Raw genomic sequence first — 16298 nt, forward strand, 5'->3', positions numbered from 1 at the left:
TGCACAAGTGCGGCGATGAAGCCGCTACTGCCCGCCGCCTCCGCTTGGACCCGCTCGAAACCGCCTTTGCTGCGGTTTCTGGACAATTGCCTTAGTGAATTCTCCGCCGAAACCTCGGGTCATGTCGCGGACTACATTCCCGAACTCGGCAAGGCCGACCCTGCCTATTTTGGCATCAGCCTCGCCACACTGGATGGGCATGTCTATGAAGTGGGCGACAGCCGGGTGCCCTTCACCATCCAGTCGATGTCAAAGCCCTTCGTGTTCGCGCTGGCGCTGGACCTTTTGGGCGCAAGCAAGGTCGAGAGCGCGATCGGCGTCGAGCCCTCGGGCGATCCGTTCAACTCGATCCGGCTCAATTCCGAGAACCATCCGTTCAACCCGATGGTCAATGCCGGCGCCATCGCCTGCACCGGGCTAATCTACGACAGCAAGGGCGTGGAAGCCTTCGAGCAGATTCGCGCCGCGCTCAGCCGCTTTGCCGGCCGGGACCTTGCCGTGGACGAGGCCGTTTATGCTTCCGAAAGCCAGACCGGCGACCGCAACCGCGCCATCGGCTATCTGCTCAAGACCAACGCGATAATCTCCGACAACGTCGCCGCCGTGCTCGACGTCTATTTCCGGCAATGCGCAGTGCTGGTGACCGCACGCGACATCGCGGTGATGGCGGCGACACTCGCCAATCGCGGCATCAATCCTGTGACCGGCGAGCAGGTGCTGAGCGCTTACGCGATCTCCCGCACGCTCTCGGTGATGACATCCTCGGGCATGTACGACTATGCCGGCGAGTGGATCTACCGGATCGGCATTCCCGCCAAGAGCGGCGTCGGTGGCGGCATTCTGGCCGCGCTCCCTGCCCGCCTCGGGCTCGGCAGCTATTCGCCAAAGCTCGACAAGCACGGCAACAGCGTGCGCGGCATTAAGGTCTGCGAGGCGCTGTCCTCGCATTACGACCTGCACATGCTCAACCGCAGCGACGACGCCCGCAACGCCGTCATCGCAGATTACGACATCGGCAAGAGCCCGTCGCGCCGCGTCCGCCGCCCGCAGGAGCGCGAGATTTTGGCGGCACATGAGCAAGAGGTGCGCATCATCGAACTGGTCGGCACGCTGTCGCTGTCGGCGGTCGACTACGTCTCGCGCCGGCTCGCAGGCCGGCCGCGACCGCAATTCGTGATCTTCGATCTTCACCGCGTGACCTCGACCACGCGCGCCGGCGCGCGGCTTGTGGCGGAAGCCTTCGAGGAATTGGCCACGCTGAATGTCACGGTGGTTTTGTCAGGCGTGCGGCGCACCTCCAAGGAATGGAACAGCTTGCGGGAATGGACCGCAGAGCTGAAGAACGTGCGCGACTTCTACCTGCTCGACACCGCGATCGAATGGGCCGAAGACCAGATTGTCTATCGCTACGGCGGCTCGATCGATTTTCACGAGACCACCGAGCTTGCCGAGCAGCCGCTGCTGGCGGGGCTGAGCGAGGAAGAGCTGACTGATCTGGCCTCGCTCTGCACCATCAGGACCTATCAGTCCGGCGCGAAGATTCTCGCAACCGGTGATCCCGCTGATGCCCTGTACTTCCTACGCAGCGGCGCGGTGCATGTCACCTTGCCCGATGGCGTACGGCTGGCGACGCTCACCGCCGGCATGGCGTTCGGCGAGATGGCGCTGCTGGAGCCGACCCGCTCCGCCGACGTGTTCGCCGACATAGCGGCGACCGCATTCGAGATACCGCTGAAGGATTTCGAGCGCTTCCGCAAGCAGCACCCGCGCGCCAGCGAATGCATCATGCGCAATCTGGCCCAGCTGCTGGCCGACCGCCTCATCGTCGCCAACGCGAAGGTCGACATTCTGACATCGACGTGAGCGGCCGACGTTCTTCACCTCTCCCCTACGGGAGAGGTGATCCGGGCCACTCGCTCCTACCCCGCGCTAGCGGCTCGCCGCCTCGCTCAGTCGTCGCTTGATCTTGGCAGCGCTTGCCTTCAGCACTTCGGACGGCTGCTGGCCAGTCGCCGCGCACAGGCAGGCCCAATAGTAGATAACGTCGCCGAGCTCATCGACGAGACCCGCCTGGTCGAGCCAGTTGTCACGCAGCAGCTTCTTGATGTGGTCGGCGACCTCACCGGATTCGCCGGCAAGGCCAAGGCCGAGATAGGAGAGCCGCTCGTTGGACGGATGCTCATCGACTTTCGCAACGCTCGCGGCCCACACCGCATATTCATCGATCGTCATAGGGCATCCCTCGCCGCTTGCGTCGATTCAACCCACCACTTCGGTGACGGGCTGGAGATCGATCTCGAAGGTCTCCAGGAATTTTGACGTCATGATGTAGAAGCCGACCGAGAGCTGCAATTCGACCAATGCGGCCGGCGTCAGCTTCGATGCGATCGCCTTGAAGGTCGCGTCCGTCGGCTTCTTCAGCTTCACGATCTCGTCGGTAAAGGCGAGCGCGGCGCGCTGCACCTCATTGAAGCAAGACGCGGCCTGCCAGTTCTCGAGCGCCTCGTTCTGCGCGTCGGTCACGCCGACATTCCTGCCGATCCGCTTGTGCGCGACGATCTCGTACGGAGCCTCGCACAAAATTCCGGTGCGCGTGATCGCGAGCTCGCGCAAGATCGGATCGAGCTCGCCCTTGTGCCTGATGGCGCCCCCTAAGCGGCAGTACTGCTCGAAATAGCTCGGCGAGTGCGCCATCATGCGGAAGATGTTGGCATGACGGTTCTTGTCGAGGATTTCGCGCGTGCGGTCGGATGCCTTGGACGGGTCGCTGTACTGAAGGCGGGCCATGATTTTCCTGAAGTTTTCCCTGATCTTTTGATGCTTCTTGTCGCCGTCGGCGAAAGTTCCCAAAGACTCTATTCGCGCGCCGACGCAGGAGCAACAACATCGAGTCAAATTGCCGCCGCATTGCTGATCGACCCTGACACAGTCGATATTCGCCGTGTGGGGACAAATCGCGGCGAATACTCGCAAGGGGTGTTCCGAGTAAAAATCATTGGCCGTCGTGTGCGCTAGTCGCGCAGCGATGAGTCACGCCCAAGTCTAGGGAGAAAAAGGCATGAAGGAAGCCACCAAGGGGGCGGCCTCGGGAGCGCTCGCGCATATGCTGGCGGTGACGGCGATGCTCGTCATCGCCAGCATCTTGTTCTACGGGCGTTAGTTGCGTTGAGGTTGAGAGTTTTCGTCGTTCCGGGGTGGCGTCGCGCACAGCGCCAGACCCAGAATCCCGTTCCAGGTTCGGTCCCCAGGACCGCCCCCGAATGGCGAATCGGGCTAAAGCCTCGTTCCGACCAAAGCGGGATGGGGCTTTAGCTTCCAGTCTCGATGCGCTTTCCCGACGCGAACTGGTTTCCAATTCGCTCAAAAACGCTCTAGGCGTCCTTCGTGAAGAACGGCACGAGGTTCCCGGCAAAGGATTTGAACCTCGCGACGACAGAATCGCCGATGGCAAGTCCGTTGTCGCCATGCGCCATCATGCGGAAGCCTTCGACGCAATCGACCAGCAGGATGTTGTAGGGCACGTGCGCGCGCGTCTCGGGCGTTGCGGCGCGGCAGACGAGAGACGTCGCGTAGACCCTGCCCTTGCCGCTGGCGCGGTGCTCGCGCGGATCGGACGCACCGCAGGCCGCGCAAAAGGCGCGATGGAAATATTGAACGTGTCCGCACGCGGTGCAGGTCTGGTACGTGATAGCTTCTTCGCCCTTGGTCCAGTCGGCCAGCCGCTCACTCATCGCACCCGCTCCAGGAACATGCTCACGTGGGAGGACAGCACGCCGCCGTCGCCGTGCAGCAGCGCTATGGACGCATCCCGCACCTGGCGGCTAGCTGCCCGACCCGTCATCTGCAAATGCGTCTCGACCAGATGCGCCATGGCGCCGCCGACACCGCAATGGCCGTAGCTGAGCAGGCCACCATGGGTATTGAGCGGCATCTCGCCGTTGCGGCCGAAATGGCCGGCGCGCACGCGCGCGGCCGCCTCGCCGCGATCGGCGAGACCGAGGTCTTCCAGCAGCATCGCGAGCGTGATCGTAAAGCTGTCGTAGATCGCGGCATAGCGCACGTCGGAGATCGCAAGGCCCGTAGCTTCCTTCGCACGAGCGATGGAGATCTCGGCGCCGAGCTCACTGAGGCCGGGCGCGGCCGTGACATGCTGATGTGTGTGGGCTTGCGCGCAGCCGCGGATGCGCACGCCGGCCTCGCCCGTTCGCTCGCGGCTGATGACAAACGCCGCGCCGCCGTCGGACACCGGGCAGCAGTCGAGCAGTTTGAGCGGCATCGCGACCGGTTTCGAGGCCATGACGTCGGCGACCGTGATGGGATCATGGAATTGCGCGCCGGGATGGGTGCAGGCGTGGGCGCGCATCAGCACGGCGAGCTCGGCGAGGTCTTCTTCGCTCACGCCATATTCATGCATGTATCTGTTAGCAACGAGGCCGTAATAAGCGGGAATGGTCGGACCTAGCGGCACCTCGTAGTCGGGGTGGCCAACTTGCGCCAGCGCCTGGATCGAGGCATCGCGGCTCTGGCCGGTGAGGCGGTTCTCGCCGGCAACGACGAGAACGTTGCGCGCGACACCGCCTTCGACGAGATGATGTGCGAGTGTGGTCATCGCCAGCCCCGTGGCGCCGCCGACCTGCACGGCGTGGGCATAGGACGGGCGGATACCGAAATGCTCGGCGAACACGGTGGCCAGCATGATGTGCGGCGAGACAGTGGAGTAGCCGCAGAGGACGCCGTCGATCTCGGAGCGCTTCAACACGGCGTCGTCGAGCGCGGCTTGCGCGGCCTTGCTCATGAGGTCGAGCGAGGACGAGCCGTCGTGCTTGCCGAAACGGGTCAGACCGACGCCGGTGATGAAGCTCATGGTGCTCTCTCCTCCTCGTCATTCCGGGGCGGCCCGAAGGACCGAACTCTGGTGCGCCCTTGCGCACCTGAGAATCTCGAGATTCCGGGTTCGATGCTGACGCATCGCCCCGGAATGACGGATGAGAGAGGCGTGGTCATCTCTACTTCCCTACTCCGGCGCCGCACGCGTGACGCCGTCGCGGACCATGGCGGCGATCTCGTCCTGGGAGTAGCCGATCTCGCGCAAAATCTCCGCGCCGTGCTCGTTGAGCCGAGGTGCCAGCCGCACCGGTTCGGCCTCAGTCTCCGACCAGCTCGCCGTCACCTTCATGCTGCGGATCGGACCTTCAGTCGGATGGATGACGACAGGGAAGAAGCCGGTCGCCTCCAGATGCTCGTCGTGCAGGATCGAGGCGAGATCGTGCATTGGCATCACCGGCACATCGGCTTTCGTCAGCAGGTCGATCCATTCGGCCGTGGTCCGCGTCTCGAAGATGCGCGCGAGCTCGGCGTAGACGACATCGATATTGGCGGCACGGCCGGCGAAGGTTGAGAATTTGGGGTCGGCGCGCAGGTCGTCGCGCCCCGTCGCCTTGAAGAAGTTCTCCCACTGCTTGTCGTTATAGACGATGACGCTGAGATAGCCATCCGAGGTCTTGTACGGCCTGCGGTCGCGCGAGAGGTGGCGGGCATAGCCGCCCTTGTCGAGCGGCGGCTCGAAAGTGAGCCCGCCCATATGGTCGCCCATGACGAAGCCGGCCATGGTCTCGAACATCGGGATGTCCAGACGCTGGCCGCGGCCGGTGCGGTCGCGGTGCACGAGGCTGGCGCAGATCGCGCCGACGGCGGTGAGGCCGACGATGCGGTCGACCAGTGCGTTCGGCACGTAGCGCGGCACACCGTCTCCGGTCTGCGCCATCAGCGCGGGCAGCGCGGTGGCGCCCTGGATCAGATCGTCATAAGCGGGCTTTGCAGCATAGGGTCCCTCCTGACCGAAGCCGAACACGCCGGCATAGACCAGGCGCGGATTGATCTCGGAGACCACATCGTAGCCGAGCTGAAGCCGCGTCATGGCTTGCGGACGGACGTTGTAGACCAGGACGTCGGCGTCCTTCAGCAGCCGCAGCACGGCTTCGCGGCCAGCGGGCTTCTTCAGGTCGAGGCAGATCGAGCGCTTGCTGCGGTTGGTGTTGAGGAACACCGGGCCCATGCCGGCGTGTCGCGTTGGGCCGATCAGGCGGGTGACGTCGCCGTCGAGCGATTCCACCTTGATGACGTCGGCGCCGTAATCGCCGAGCATCTGGGTCGCATAAGGCCCCATCAGCACGGTGGTCATGTCGACGATCTTGATGCCCTTCAGCGGCCCCATCGTTCGCTCCCGATTGCGCGGGGCTCACATGCCCTCGCGATTTCGGTCCAGCTAACGGCAGTGCCGCCGCTCGCGCAAGGGCGACCGGCGTATGGCGACATGCATCGCTCGGCGAGATCGGCCGCTATTTCTTCTGGCGAGATTCGCGGATCTTGATGAGACGGTCGAGCTCGTCGTTCTGCTGGTTGATGCGATCGGCAATCCGCGACTCGTTCTGCTCGCCCGAGGCGGCAGCGGCCTGCTCGATGAGCTGGCGGATGTTGTCCTCGAGGATCGCGATGCGCTCGTTGAGTGCGTCCATCGACAGTGACGTTTCGTATTCATTGCTCATGATGCATTCCCTGAAAATCAATCAAGAGCATTAAGGGGGCCAGAGGAGCCCACCATGATCTAGCGTAAGGGGGATGGGCGCGGCGCATGCGCGCCTTTGCCCATCTCCAGGACTGAGCTTACTTCAGCGGCTCCAGCACGGAAACGTAATTGGCAACCGCCGCACCGCCCATGTTGAAGATGCCGCCGAGCTTGGCATTCTTGAGCTGCATGCCCTCGGGCGCCTGCCCTGCGAGCTGCATCGCGGTCATCACATGCATGGACACGCCGGTGGCGCCGATCGGGTGGCCCTTCGCCTTCAGACCGCCGGACGGATTGACGGGCAGCTTGCCGTCCTTGAGGGTCCAGCCTTCCTTGATGGCGCGGGCGCCCTGCCCCTTCGGCGTCAGGCCCATCGCTTCGTACTCGATCAGCTCGGCGACGGTGAAGCAGTCATGGGTCTCGACGAAGGAGAGATCGGATAGGGTCACGCCCGCCTTCTCCAGCGCGCGCTGCCAGGCGACCGTGCAGCCCTCGAACTGCAGGATGTCGCGCTTGCTCATGGGCAGGAAGTCCTGGGCGTGCGCGGTGGCGCGGAAGCCGATCGACTTGGTCATTCCCTTGGCGGTCTCGGCATCGGCCAAAACCAGCGCCGCGGCCCCGTCGGAGACCAGCGAGCAGTCGGTGCGCTTCAGGGGACCTGCAACGTAAGGGTTCTTCTCGCTCTCGGCGCGGCAGAAGTCGAAGCCAAAATCCTTGCGCATCTGGGCGAAGGGATTGGCGACGCCGTTCTTGTGGTTCTTGGCCGCGATCAGCGCCAGCGCATCGGACTGGTCGCCGTATTTCTGGAAATAGGAGCTGGCGATCTTGCCGAACACGCCGGCGAAGCCGCCGACGGTGTCGCCGTCCTCCGGCAGGTAAGACGCCTTGAGCAGGTTCTTGCCGATTTCGGCGCTAGGCGTGCGCGTCATCTGCTCGACGCCGACGACCAGCACGATCTTGGCAGCCCCTGCGGCAATCGCGCGCAGGCCCTGGTGCACGGCGGCAGAGCCCGTGGCGCAGGCGTTCTCGACGCGGGTCGCCGGCTTGAAACGCAGATTGGGGTCGGCCTGGAGTACCAGTGAAGCGGTGAAATCCTGGGGCGAGAAGCCGGCGTTGAAATGGCCGAGCACGATCTCGTCGACGTCGCTGGCCAAAATGCCGGCATCCGCCAGCGCCTCATTGGCGACGCGGGTGACGAGGCTTTCGACGGTTTCGGTGTCGAACTTGCCGAACGGCGTATGCGCCCATCCGACGATGCTGGCGGTCATGGTCATTTCTCCCTGGGATCTCTTCCTGAGCTAAGTCTTAACCCAGGGATGGCAAGACTTCACGCGGCTTTCAGGGCCTGAAGCGTGCGCTGGCAGATGGCAGTTATGCCGGCCCAGTTCCCGGCCCGGATCTCCGCCGTTGGGCAAAGCCAGGACCCGCCGACCGCGACCACGTTGGGCTCGGCCAGCCAGGTCGCCGCGTTGGCCTCACCGACCCCGCCGGTCGGGCAGAACCGCACGTTCGGGAACGGTCCGCCGAGGGCGCGCAGTCCCTTGATGCCGCCGGCCTGCTCCGCCGGGAAGAACTTTGCGACGTCGAAGCCGTAGGACAGCGCCATCATCAGCTCGGAGGCCGTGGCAATGCCCGGCGCGAATGGCAAGGAGCTGTCGGTTGCGGCCTTGAGGAGATCGGGGGTCAGGCCCGGGCTGATGCCGAACGCGACGCCGAGCTTCTCGACACGGGTGAAATCGGCCGGGTTGAGGATCGTTCCGATGCCGACGACCGCCTCGGGGACCTCGGCCATCACCGCCCTCGCCGCCTCGATCGCGACGGCGGTGCGCAGGGTCACCTCCAGCGTGCGGACGCCGCCGGCGACCAGCGCACGCGCCAGCGGCACGGCATCCTGGATGCGCTCGATGGTGAGGACGGGAATGACGGTCGCGGCCTTGAGCAGCGCGGCGAGGTGGTTCTGTTGAGCAGTCGTGGTCATGGGGCTCGATTTCACTTGGTCGCTTGGCGAGAGGCCGCCGGCCGGTGCCGCTTCTTCGGCGGCATGGCATAGCCCGGAATGATGGCGCCGGGATAGCAGATCACGATACTGGCGAGGCGATGCCCGGCCTGGGCGGCCTCGACCGGCTCGGCGCCGGCGAGGCGGGCGGCAATGTACGCGGCAGCAAAGCTGTCGCCGGCGGCGGTGGTGTCGACCACGGGCTTGGTCATGGGCTCGGCGCGGACCTCGCTGGTCCCGCCGGGGAAACGCAGCAGGCTGACCGGCTCGGCGAGGCGGAACACCAGCTCCGGCGTGGGGATACGCGCAATGAGCTGCTCGTGGCTCTCGCCGGGATAGAGCGCGAGCAGGTCCTCGGTCGAGGTCAGCACGATGTCGGCGGCCGCAAACGCCGTGGCAAAGACCTCGCGGGCGACGTCGCGATCTGGCCAGCCCCGCGCGCGGAAATTGGTATCGAACACGAAGCAGGTGCCGAGCAGGCGCGCGCGCTTGATTGCCGCGAACAGGCGCTCGCGTCCGGCTCCATCGTAGATCGACAGCGTGATCGCGGAGAGATAGACGATGTCGTAGCTCATCAGCGAGTTGAGCAGCTCGTCCGTCTCCGGCAGGCTCATCAGCTGGCGCGCCGCCGCGCTGTCGCGCCAGTGGAAGAACTGGCGCTCGCCCTTGGCATCGAGCTGGATCATGTAGAGGCCGGGCAGCTTGCCCGGCAGCCGCACGACGCGCCGCGTGCCGACGCCTTCCGCATGCCAGGCCGCGATCATCTCATCGCTCAGGGCGTCATCGCCGAGTGCGGTGAGATAGTCGACCTTGACCTCGAGCCGCGCCAGATAGACGGCGGTATTGAGGGTGTCGCCGCCGAAGCCGCGTGAGTACAGGCCGCCCCCCTGCCCGGCAGACGCGCCTCCTTGCGCCTGCCTGAGCTCGACCATGCATTCGCCGATGCAAGCCACGCTCGCCATTACTGGAGCCCGCTCAGTCGGAGGTCAGGCGACGAAATTGCCGCCGAGCTCGTCTTCGATGTGAATGCGGATGATATCGTCGAAATTCTTCTCGGCGGTGGTGAAGCCGAGCTCGCGCGCACGCTTGGCATCGAAATTGCGCGGCCAGCCGCCGACGATGCCGACGATGAAGGGATCGGGCTCGCGCTTGATGCGCGCGGCGACCCTCTCGCCGGCAACCCGCTTCAAGGCGGCGATCTGCTCGCCGACCGTGGCCGACAGGCCCGGCATGGTCAGATTGCGGCGCGGACCGACCGTGGCGAGGTCCATGGTTCCGGCGTGCAGCAGGAAGCCGACCGCGGAGCGGGGCGTGGCATGCCAGTGGCGGACGTCCTCGGACACCGGGAGGATCGCTTCCTTGCCGGCGAGCGGCTCACGCAGGATGTTGGAGAAGAAGCCCGATGCCGCCTTGTTGGGCAGGCCCGGCCGGATGCAGATAGTCGGCAGGCGGATGCCGATGCCATCGAGGAAGCCACGGCGCGAATAGTCGGCGAGCAGGAGTTCGCCGATCGCCTTCTGGGCGCCGTAGCTGAGCAGCGGCGTGTGGAAGAACTCGTCGTCGATCGCATCCGGGAACGGCGCGCCGAACACCGCGATCGAGGACGTGAAGACGACGCGCGGCTTATAGCCACCGCCAACAAGCCTGATCGCATCGAGCAGCATCCGCGTGCCGTCGAGATTGATGCGATAGCCCTTGTCGAAATCGAGCTCGGCCTCGCCGGAGACGATCGCGGCGAGATGGAAGATCACGTCGGGGCGGCCGGCGATCAGCTTCTCGGCTGCACCGGGCACAGCGAAATCGCCGGACATGGTCTCGACCGGGAAGCCGGCCTTCTCCGGCTTCTTGGGCTCGACCACGTCGTGCATCGTAAGCTTGGTGATGTCGCTCTTGCCGAGCCGGCCGTCGCGCAACAGCCGTTCACAGAGTTTGCGGCCGACCATGCCGGCGGCGCCGAGAACCAGAATGTGCAAGAGCTTAACTCCTTCTTATTGGCTTATTGACCGGAGCGCACCGCTCCTGATGCGCCCACGGCAAGCCCCGCGATCATTCCTTCACGGCGCCGGTCATCGCCGACACATAATGCTCCACGAAGAAGGCGTAAAGGATCACGAGCGGCAGCGAGCCGGCCAGTGCGCCCGCCATCAGCGAGCCCCAGCGGTAGATGTCACCGTCCACGAACTCGTTGACGATCGCCACCGGCACCGTCTTGTTGCTGGTCGACTGCAGGAACGTCAGGGCGTAGATGAACTCGTTCCAGCACAGCGTGAAGCAGAAGATGAAGGCCGAGATCAGGCCGGGAATGGCGAGCGGCACGACGATCTTGATCAGGATCTGCCAGCGGCTCGCCCCGTCGATCAGCGCGCATTCCTCGAGCTCGAACGGAATGGTCTTGAAATAGCCCATCAACAGCCAGGTCGAGAACGGGATCAGGATCGTCGGATAGGTCAGGATCAGCGCCAGTGGGGAGTCGAAAAGGCCGTACTGATACACGACGGTGGCGAGCGGAATGAACAGGATCGAAGGCGGCACCAGATAGGCGAGGAAGATCAGCCCGCCGACGAGATTGGCGCCCTTGTAGCGCAGCCGCACGATAGCGTAGGCCGCGAACACCGATGCGATGATCGAGAGCACCGTGGCGCAGATCGCCACGTACATCGTATTCCAGAGCCAGTGCGGATAATAGCTCTCGAACAGCAGCTTGTGGAAGTGCTTGAACGTCGGATTCCAGGTCCAGAACGGATTGTACTTGTCGAGGTCGAGCAGCTGCTCGTCCGGCTTCACCGAGGTCAGCGCCATCCAGTAGAACGGGAACAGCAGGATGAAGACGATGATCGCGAGCGGCAGATAGAGCGTAACGATCCTGCGCGGCACCGACTGCAGATAGCTCATGCCCTCGCTGTGATCGGCCGTCGGCGACGAGGCGGACAATACGGCCTTGAGATCGATGGATCTGGTGGGCAGGTCAGTCATTGCTTTCTCCCTGCTGCCACTTGCGGCGCTGCAATCCGAACCACGAAATCATGATGGCCGCGAGCAGGAAAGGAATCATGGCGCTGGAGATCGCGGCACCCTCACCCAGCTGCCCCGCAATGATCGCGCGCTGATAAGACAGAGTCGCCATCAGATGCGTCGCGTTGACCGGACCGCCACGTGTCATCGCCCAGATCAGCTGGAAATCGGTGAAGGTGAACAGCACCGAGAAGGTCATGACGACAGCGATGATCGGCGTCAACAGCGGATAGGTGATGTAGCGGAAATTCTGCCAGCGCGTTGCGCCATCCAACGTTGCGGCTTCATAGAGCGACGGCGAGACGGTCTGCAGCCCCGCGAGCAGCGTGATCGCTACGAACGGAACACCACGCCAGATGTTGGCGAAGATAACGCAAATTCTGGCCCAAGTGGTATCGCCGAGGAAGTTGATATTCTGGCTGATCAGTCCGAGATGTTTCAGCGACCAGGAAATGATCGAAAATTGCGAGTCGAAGATCCACCAGAAGGCTAACGCCGAGAGGACCGTCGGCACGATGAAGGGGATCAGCACCATCGCGCGCAGCATCGCCTTGAACGGCATGTTCTCGTTCAATAGCAGCGCAAGATAGAGGCCGATGCCGAATTTGAAGGCGCTGGCGACGAAGGTGTAGAGCAGCGTGTTGAACACCGATAGCCAGAAGATGGAATCGTCCCACAGCCACTCATAGTTCTCGGTGGCGACGAAGTGCCCGACCCTGCCGATGCGGGTGTCCGTGAAGGACAGCCAGATGCCGAGCCCCAGCGGATAGGCCAGGAAGAAGATCAGGAACGCCATGGCCGGCAACATGAACCAGAAGCCGAGCCAGTTGCGATTGTGTTTGAGCTGGGTCCAGGCGCTGTCCTCGCTCATCTGAGGCTTGGCCCGGGGAATTGCGACATCAGCCATGCCCGATATCCCTGATCGAAATGTTGACGAGCGGGCGGCGAGACTGCCGCCCGCTCTGTGACTGTCAGCGATAGATGCGCTTCAGCTGGCGCTCGGCTTCCGCCATCGCGCCCTTCGCGTCCTTGGCGCCGGTGCAGTAGTTGGCGAACATGTCGACGACAATGAAGTCGGCGATTGCGGTTGCCGCCTTCTCGCCCACCGTGCCGATGCCGGACGCCGGCAGGGTGCGCTTGGAGGCCTGCGAGAACACCTCGTTCTTGGGATCGGCCTTCCAGATCGGCGCCGTCTCATACGCATTCAAGGTCTGCGTCAGATAGCCCTGCGCGCCGTCCAGCCACTTCTCGTAGTTCTCCTTCTCCAGCATGAAGGCAACGAAGGCCTTCGCTGCGTTTGGATATTTGGTGAAGTTGAAGGCGAGAATCGGCAGCGCCAGCTGCAGCTCGGTCGGCTTGCCGACCGGCCCGACCGGCCAGAGCGCATGATAGGTGTCTTCGGTCAGCTCTTTTTTGCTCGGATCGGTCTTGGCGGCGACGTAGATCGAGATGCCGTTCGCCGTGCAATAGAGCTCGCCGGCGAGGAACGCCTTGTTGTTGGAGGAGTCGTTCCAGGACGCCGTGCCCGGGATGAAGTTGTCGTACAGCGACTTGCAATATTCCAGCGCCTTCGCCGTCTCCGGCGAATTGATGATGATCTTATCGTTCTGGTCGACCGTGTAGGCGCCGTGCCCCCACAGGACCCAGTGCAGCCACGAATTGCCGTCGCCCGAGGCATGACCGAGCGCGAAGCCGGCGGGCGTATTGTTCGCCTTCAGGGCCTTGCACATCTCGAGGAAGCCGGGGAAGTCCTTCGGGAATTCCTTGAAGCCGGCCTTGTCGAGCGCCGACTTGCGGTAGGTCATGTAGCCGCCGTTGGTGGCGACGGGAATGCCGAGCCAGTCGTTGCCGAGCTTGCAGGTCTTGGCGGCCGCATCGGTCCAGCCGCCGTATTTCTTGCCGAGATAATCGGCGACGTCGTTCATCTTCAGCACTTTGGTGGGGAAGAGCTGCGGCAGCGTGTGCAGGCCCCAGGCGAGATCGAGCCCGGAGCCGGTATTGGCCGCAACCGAGGCCTTTGGCTGCACGTCCTCGAAGGATTCGCTGAATACGTTCATCTCGGTGCCGGTCGCTGCCTTGAACGCCGCCACCATCGCGTTGAACGCGTCGTCTTCCGCCGGCACGAAGCGCTTCCATCGCATCACGGTCAGCTTGGCACCGGGCTCCGCCTTCCAGGGCGCGCTCTGCGCCCAGGCCTTGGCGAAGTCGAACAGTGCCGGCCCGGTCAGCATGCCGGTCGCAGCCAAAGCCGTGCCGCCTTGAAGCAGAGACCGGCGGGTAAAGTCTTGCATGTCGTCCTCCCTGTGATGCTTTTTGTTGTCTTATGCCTTGTCGTCTTATGCGCTAGGCGTTCATTCGCTTGCCCGTCGCATCGTCGAACAGATGTACCAGCGAGGGGTCGGGCTTCAGCCGCACCTTGTCGCCCGGATTGAACTGGTGACGCTCGCGGAAGACCGCGACGACCTGCTCGCCGCCAAGCTTTGCGAACACCTGCGTCTCCGAGCCGGTCGGCTCGACCACGATGATCTCGGCCTCGGCACCGTCGTCAGCGATGGTGAAATGCTCGGGCCGCACGCCATAGACGGCGGGACGGCCGTCCGACGCCGTCGGCGCGGTCTTGAGCGGCAGCTTGACGCCGTTCGGCCCCTCGAAGGTGGCAACGCCGTTGACGCGCACATGGCCCTTGAGGAAGTTCATCGCGGGCGAGCCGATGAAGCCGGCGACGAACTGGTTGTCGGGCTTGTCGTAGAGCTCGAGCGGCGTACCCATCTGCTCGACGATGCCGTCATGCATGACGACGATCTTGTCGGCCATGGTCATGGCCTCGATCTGGTCGTGGGTGACGTAGACCGTCGTCGTCTTCAGCCGCTGGTGCAGTTCCTTGATCTCGGTGCGCATGGCGACGCGCAGCTTGGCATCGAGGTTCGACAAGGGCTCGTCGAACAGGAAGACCTGCGGATCGCGCACGATGGCACGGCCCATGGCGACGCGCTGGCGCTGGCCGCCGGAAAGCTGGCGCGGATAGCGGTCGAGCAGCGGCGACAGCGCAAGGATCTCGGCGGCGCGCTTGACGCGCTTGTTGATCTCGTCGGTGCTGGCATTCCGCAACTTGAGCGAGAAGCCCATGTTGTCGGCCACCGTCATGTGCGGATAGAGCGCGTAGTTCTGGAACACCATCGCAATGTCCCGCTCCTTGGGCTGGACATTGTTGACGACGCGGTCGCCGATCGAGATCGTGCCGGAGGTGATGTTCTCAAGGCCGGCGAGCATGCGCAGAAGCGTCGACTTGCCGCAGCCGGAGGGGCCAACCAGGACGACGAACTGGCCGTCCTCGATCGGAATCGTCACGCCGTGCAGGACCTCAAAATTGCCGAACGATTTCCGCACGTCGCGGATTTGCACAGACGACATCTAGTTCCCTCCTCGAAAGTCCACGGCGCCTCCTAGCGCCGCGACCGTCTTGTTTTCAGACTTCACCGAACGAAGCCCGATCTTAACGGGCGACATTGTCGGTAGTTTGTGCGGTTTTGGCAATTTGTCTTTGGTTAGTCGTTGCTGGTAGCGCTGTCAACGTTCCTTTGTTTGCGGGACTGACTGTGTTAAGAGCAGCAAATGGGTCGAAAACGCACCAAGTCAGGCAAAATCCGGCTGGCCGAAGTGGCGGAGCTCGCCGGCGTCAGCCCGATTACCGCGTCCCGCTTCTTCCGCAACCCGGAGGCCCTGTCGGTCGCCAAGCGGACGCGAGTCGAGAGCGCCGCCAAGGAGCTCGGCTATGTGCCCAACCTTGCCGCACGAGCACTCGCCTCGCAACGCACCGAAGTCATCGGTGTATTGATCCCCTCTCTCACCAATAATGTGTTCTCGGACGTTCTGCGCGGCATCTATGACGCGTCCGAAGGCAGCCGTTACTCGATCCAGTTGTCCAACACGCGCTACAGCATTCTCCAGGAAGAGAAGTTGCTGCGCCTGTTTCTGGCGCAGAAGCCGGCCGGGCTGATCGTCACCGGCATCGATCAGACCGCGGAGTCCCGCGCGATGTTGGAAGCCGCGGACTGCCCGATCGTGCAGATCATGGAGATCGGCCCGGATCCGGTCGACATGATGATCGGCTTTTCGCACTATGATGCAGCCCGCGCAGCGGTTGCGCACCTGTTCGAACAAGGTCACCGCAAGATCGGCTTCGTCGGCGCACGCATGGACCCCAGGGTGCAGCGGCGGCTGGACGGATATGTCTCGGCGATGAAAGACGCCGCACTGTTCGATCAGCGCCTCGTCGTCACGACGGCCACACCGACTTCGGTGACGCTCGGCGGAGCGCTGTTCACCGATCTCCTGGCGCGGGAGCCCGACATCGATGCGGTGTTCTGCGCCAATGACGACCTCGCGCTCGGCGTGCTGTTCGAATGCCGCCGCCGGGAGATCGTGGTCCCCGGGCAGATCGCGATCGTCGGCTTCAACGACCTCGAATTCATGGCCTCCGCCGTCCCCACCCTCACCAGCGTCCGCACCAACCGTTACGAGATGGGGAAGACCGCGGCCACCATGCTCATCGAGGCGATCGAGGGCCGGCGCCCGGAGCAGCCGGTGCTCGATCTCGGCTTCAAGGTGATCGAGCGGCAAAGCTCGTCGGCGCGACGTTCGGACGGCAGGCCAGCCGTTTCCGGCGCGGGTGCCGCGAACAAAATGATAGCGTTACCAAGTAGCCACGACTAGTATCGGAGTCGT

The 16298-nt window shown here is 63.8% G+C and carries 17 protein-coding genes; 3 read left to right on the forward strand and 14 right to left on the reverse strand.

Annotated elements, in window-relative coordinates:
- The first annotated feature begins 15 nt into the window (after positions 1–15).
- A complete protein-coding gene (gene glsA / locus P6U29_RS24770) occupies positions 16–1863 on the forward strand; it encodes a glutaminase A (protein ID WP_407112724.1) in 1848 nt (615 codons plus the stop codon).
- A gap of 66 nt (positions 1864–1929) precedes the next feature.
- Here glsA and P6U29_RS24775 read toward each other — a convergent pair whose 3' ends face one another.
- Both P6U29_RS24775 and P6U29_RS24780 read right to left on the reverse strand, forming a co-directional pair.
- Positions 1930–2232 (reverse strand): nucleoside triphosphate pyrophosphohydrolase family protein, encoded by a 303-nt coding sequence (locus tag P6U29_RS24775; RefSeq protein ID WP_407112725.1) that lies wholly within the window; start codon positions 2230–2232, stop codon positions 1930–1932.
- A gap of 27 nt (positions 2233–2259) precedes the next feature.
- Positions 2260–2787, reverse strand: a complete 528-nt coding sequence (locus P6U29_RS24780; RefSeq protein ID WP_407112726.1) for a carboxymuconolactone decarboxylase family protein — start codon at positions 2785–2787, stop codon at positions 2260–2262.
- Between the two features lie 30 nt (positions 2788–2817).
- Between P6U29_RS24780 and P6U29_RS24785 the strand changes: the two genes are divergently transcribed.
- The gene (locus tag P6U29_RS24785) at positions 2818–3015 is read left to right on the forward strand and encodes a hypothetical protein (protein ID WP_407112727.1); all 198 of its coding nucleotides are present in this window, start codon (positions 2818–2820) and stop codon (positions 3013–3015) included.
- 356 nt (positions 3016–3371) lie between these two features.
- Here P6U29_RS24785 and P6U29_RS24790 read toward each other — a convergent pair whose 3' ends face one another.
- From P6U29_RS24790 to P6U29_RS24845, 12 genes are all read right to left on the reverse strand, one after another.
- Positions 3372–3731 carry a Zn-ribbon domain-containing OB-fold protein gene (locus P6U29_RS24790; protein WP_407112728.1) on the reverse strand — a complete coding sequence of 120 codons (360 nt, stop codon included), beginning with the start codon at positions 3729–3731 and terminating at the stop codon, positions 3372–3374.
- Positions 3728–4864, reverse strand: a complete 1137-nt coding sequence (locus P6U29_RS24795) for a thiolase family protein (RefSeq protein WP_407112729.1) — start codon at positions 4862–4864, stop codon at positions 3728–3730. Before P6U29_RS24795 ends, P6U29_RS24790 begins: the two co-directional genes overlap by 4 nt.
- Positions 4865–5014: 150 nt before the next feature.
- Positions 5015–6214, reverse strand: coding sequence for a CaiB/BaiF CoA transferase family protein (locus tag P6U29_RS24800; RefSeq protein WP_407112730.1), 1200 nt, complete (start codon positions 6212–6214; stop codon positions 5015–5017).
- A gap of 124 nt (positions 6215–6338) precedes the next feature.
- Positions 6339–6545, reverse strand: coding sequence for a hypothetical protein (locus tag P6U29_RS24805; RefSeq protein WP_407112731.1), 207 nt, complete (start codon positions 6543–6545; stop codon positions 6339–6341).
- Positions 6546–6663: 118 nt separating this feature from the next.
- Entirely contained in the window at positions 6664–7833 is a 1170-nt protein-coding gene (locus P6U29_RS24810) for an acetyl-CoA acetyltransferase (protein ID WP_407112732.1), read from the reverse strand.
- Positions 7834–7892: 59 nt separating this feature from the next.
- The gene (gene eda / locus P6U29_RS24815; RefSeq protein WP_407112733.1) at positions 7893–8543 is read right to left on the reverse strand and encodes a bifunctional 4-hydroxy-2-oxoglutarate aldolase/2-dehydro-3-deoxy-phosphogluconate aldolase; all 651 of its coding nucleotides are present in this window, start codon (positions 8541–8543) and stop codon (positions 7893–7895) included.
- 11 nt (positions 8544–8554) lie between these two features.
- A complete protein-coding gene (locus P6U29_RS24820) occupies positions 8555–9523 on the reverse strand; it encodes a sugar kinase (RefSeq protein WP_407112734.1) in 969 nt (322 codons plus the stop codon).
- Positions 9524–9547: 24 nt separating this feature from the next.
- Positions 9548–10534, reverse strand: coding sequence for a D-erythronate dehydrogenase (gene denD, locus P6U29_RS24825; RefSeq protein ID WP_407112735.1), 987 nt, complete (start codon positions 10532–10534; stop codon positions 9548–9550).
- Positions 10535–10607: 73 nt separating this feature from the next.
- Entirely contained in the window at positions 10608–11534 is a 927-nt protein-coding gene (locus P6U29_RS24830) for a carbohydrate ABC transporter permease (RefSeq protein WP_407112736.1), read from the reverse strand.
- On the reverse strand, positions 11527–12444 hold the full coding sequence (locus P6U29_RS24835) for a carbohydrate ABC transporter permease (protein ID WP_407119419.1): 918 nt from the start codon (positions 12442–12444) through the stop codon (positions 11527–11529). Before P6U29_RS24835 ends, P6U29_RS24830 begins: the two co-directional genes overlap by 8 nt.
- A gap of 100 nt (positions 12445–12544) precedes the next feature.
- Complete coding sequence (locus tag P6U29_RS24840; RefSeq protein ID WP_407112737.1) at positions 12545–13864, reverse strand: ABC transporter substrate-binding protein; 1320 nt, start codon at positions 13862–13864, stop codon at positions 12545–12547.
- Positions 13865–13916: 52 nt separating this feature from the next.
- Positions 13917–14984: an ABC transporter ATP-binding protein gene (locus P6U29_RS24845; RefSeq protein ID WP_407112738.1), complete on the reverse strand. Its 1068-nt coding sequence runs from the start codon at positions 14982–14984 to the stop codon at positions 13917–13919.
- A 201-nt stretch (positions 14985–15185) separates the two neighbouring features.
- Here P6U29_RS24845 and P6U29_RS24850 point away from each other — a divergent pair, with 201 nt between their 5' ends.
- On the forward strand, positions 15186–16286 hold the full coding sequence (locus P6U29_RS24850; protein WP_407112739.1) for a LacI family DNA-binding transcriptional regulator: 1101 nt from the start codon (positions 15186–15188) through the stop codon (positions 16284–16286).
- Positions 16287–16298 lie beyond the last annotated feature (12 nt).

Source organism: Bradyrhizobium sp. LMG 9283 (assembly GCF_045571415.1).
In the GTDB taxonomy this organism is placed as follows: Bacteria; Pseudomonadota; Alphaproteobacteria; order Rhizobiales; family Xanthobacteraceae; genus Bradyrhizobium.

Coding starts and splice junctions, on each gene's coding strand:
- P6U29_RS24785 (WP_407112727.1), top strand. CDS start 2,818: ATGCTTCTTGTCGCCGTCGGCGAAAGTTCCCAAAGACTCTATTCGCGC.
- P6U29_RS24795 (WP_407112729.1), bottom strand. CDS start 4,864: ATGAGCTTCATCACCGGCGTCGGTCTGACCCGTTTCGGCAAGCACGAC.
- P6U29_RS24800 (WP_407112730.1), bottom strand. CDS start 6,214: ATGGGGCCGCTGAAGGGCATCAAGATCGTCGACATGACCACCGTGCTG.
- P6U29_RS24780 (WP_407112726.1), bottom strand. CDS start 2,787: ATGGCCCGCCTTCAGTACAGCGACCCGTCCAAGGCATCCGACCGCACG.
- P6U29_RS24840 (WP_407112737.1), bottom strand. CDS start 13,864: ATGCAAGACTTTACCCGCCGGTCTCTGCTTCAAGGCGGCACGGCTTTG.
- P6U29_RS24850 (WP_407112739.1), top strand. CDS start 15,186: ATGGGTCGAAAACGCACCAAGTCAGGCAAAATCCGGCTGGCCGAAGTG.
- P6U29_RS24845 (WP_407112738.1), bottom strand. CDS start 14,984: ATGTCGTCTGTGCAAATCCGCGACGTGCGGAAATCGTTCGGCAATTTT.
- P6U29_RS24830 (WP_407112736.1), bottom strand. CDS start 11,534: ATGACTGACCTGCCCACCAGATCCATCGATCTCAAGGCCGTATTGTCC.
- P6U29_RS24835 (WP_407119419.1), bottom strand. CDS start 12,444: ATGAGCGAGGACAGCGCCTGGACCCAGCTCAAACACAATCGCAACTGG.
- P6U29_RS24790 (WP_407112728.1), bottom strand. CDS start 3,731: ATGAGTGAGCGGCTGGCCGACTGGACCAAGGGCGAAGAAGCTATCACG.
- glsA (WP_407112724.1), top strand. CDS start 16: ATGAAGCCGCTACTGCCCGCCGCCTCCGCTTGGACCCGCTCGAAACCG.
- P6U29_RS24820 (WP_407112734.1), bottom strand. CDS start 9,523: ATGGCGAGCGTGGCTTGCATCGGCGAATGCATGGTCGAGCTCAGGCAG.
- P6U29_RS24775 (WP_407112725.1), bottom strand. CDS start 2,232: ATGACGATCGATGAATATGCGGTGTGGGCCGCGAGCGTTGCGAAAGTC.
- P6U29_RS24810 (WP_407112732.1), bottom strand. CDS start 7,833: ATGACCGCCAGCATCGTCGGATGGGCGCATACGCCGTTCGGCAAGTTC.
- P6U29_RS24805 (WP_407112731.1), bottom strand. CDS start 6,545: ATGAGCAATGAATACGAAACGTCACTGTCGATGGACGCACTCAACGAG.
- eda (WP_407112733.1), bottom strand. CDS start 8,543: ATGACCACGACTGCTCAACAGAACCACCTCGCCGCGCTGCTCAAGGCC.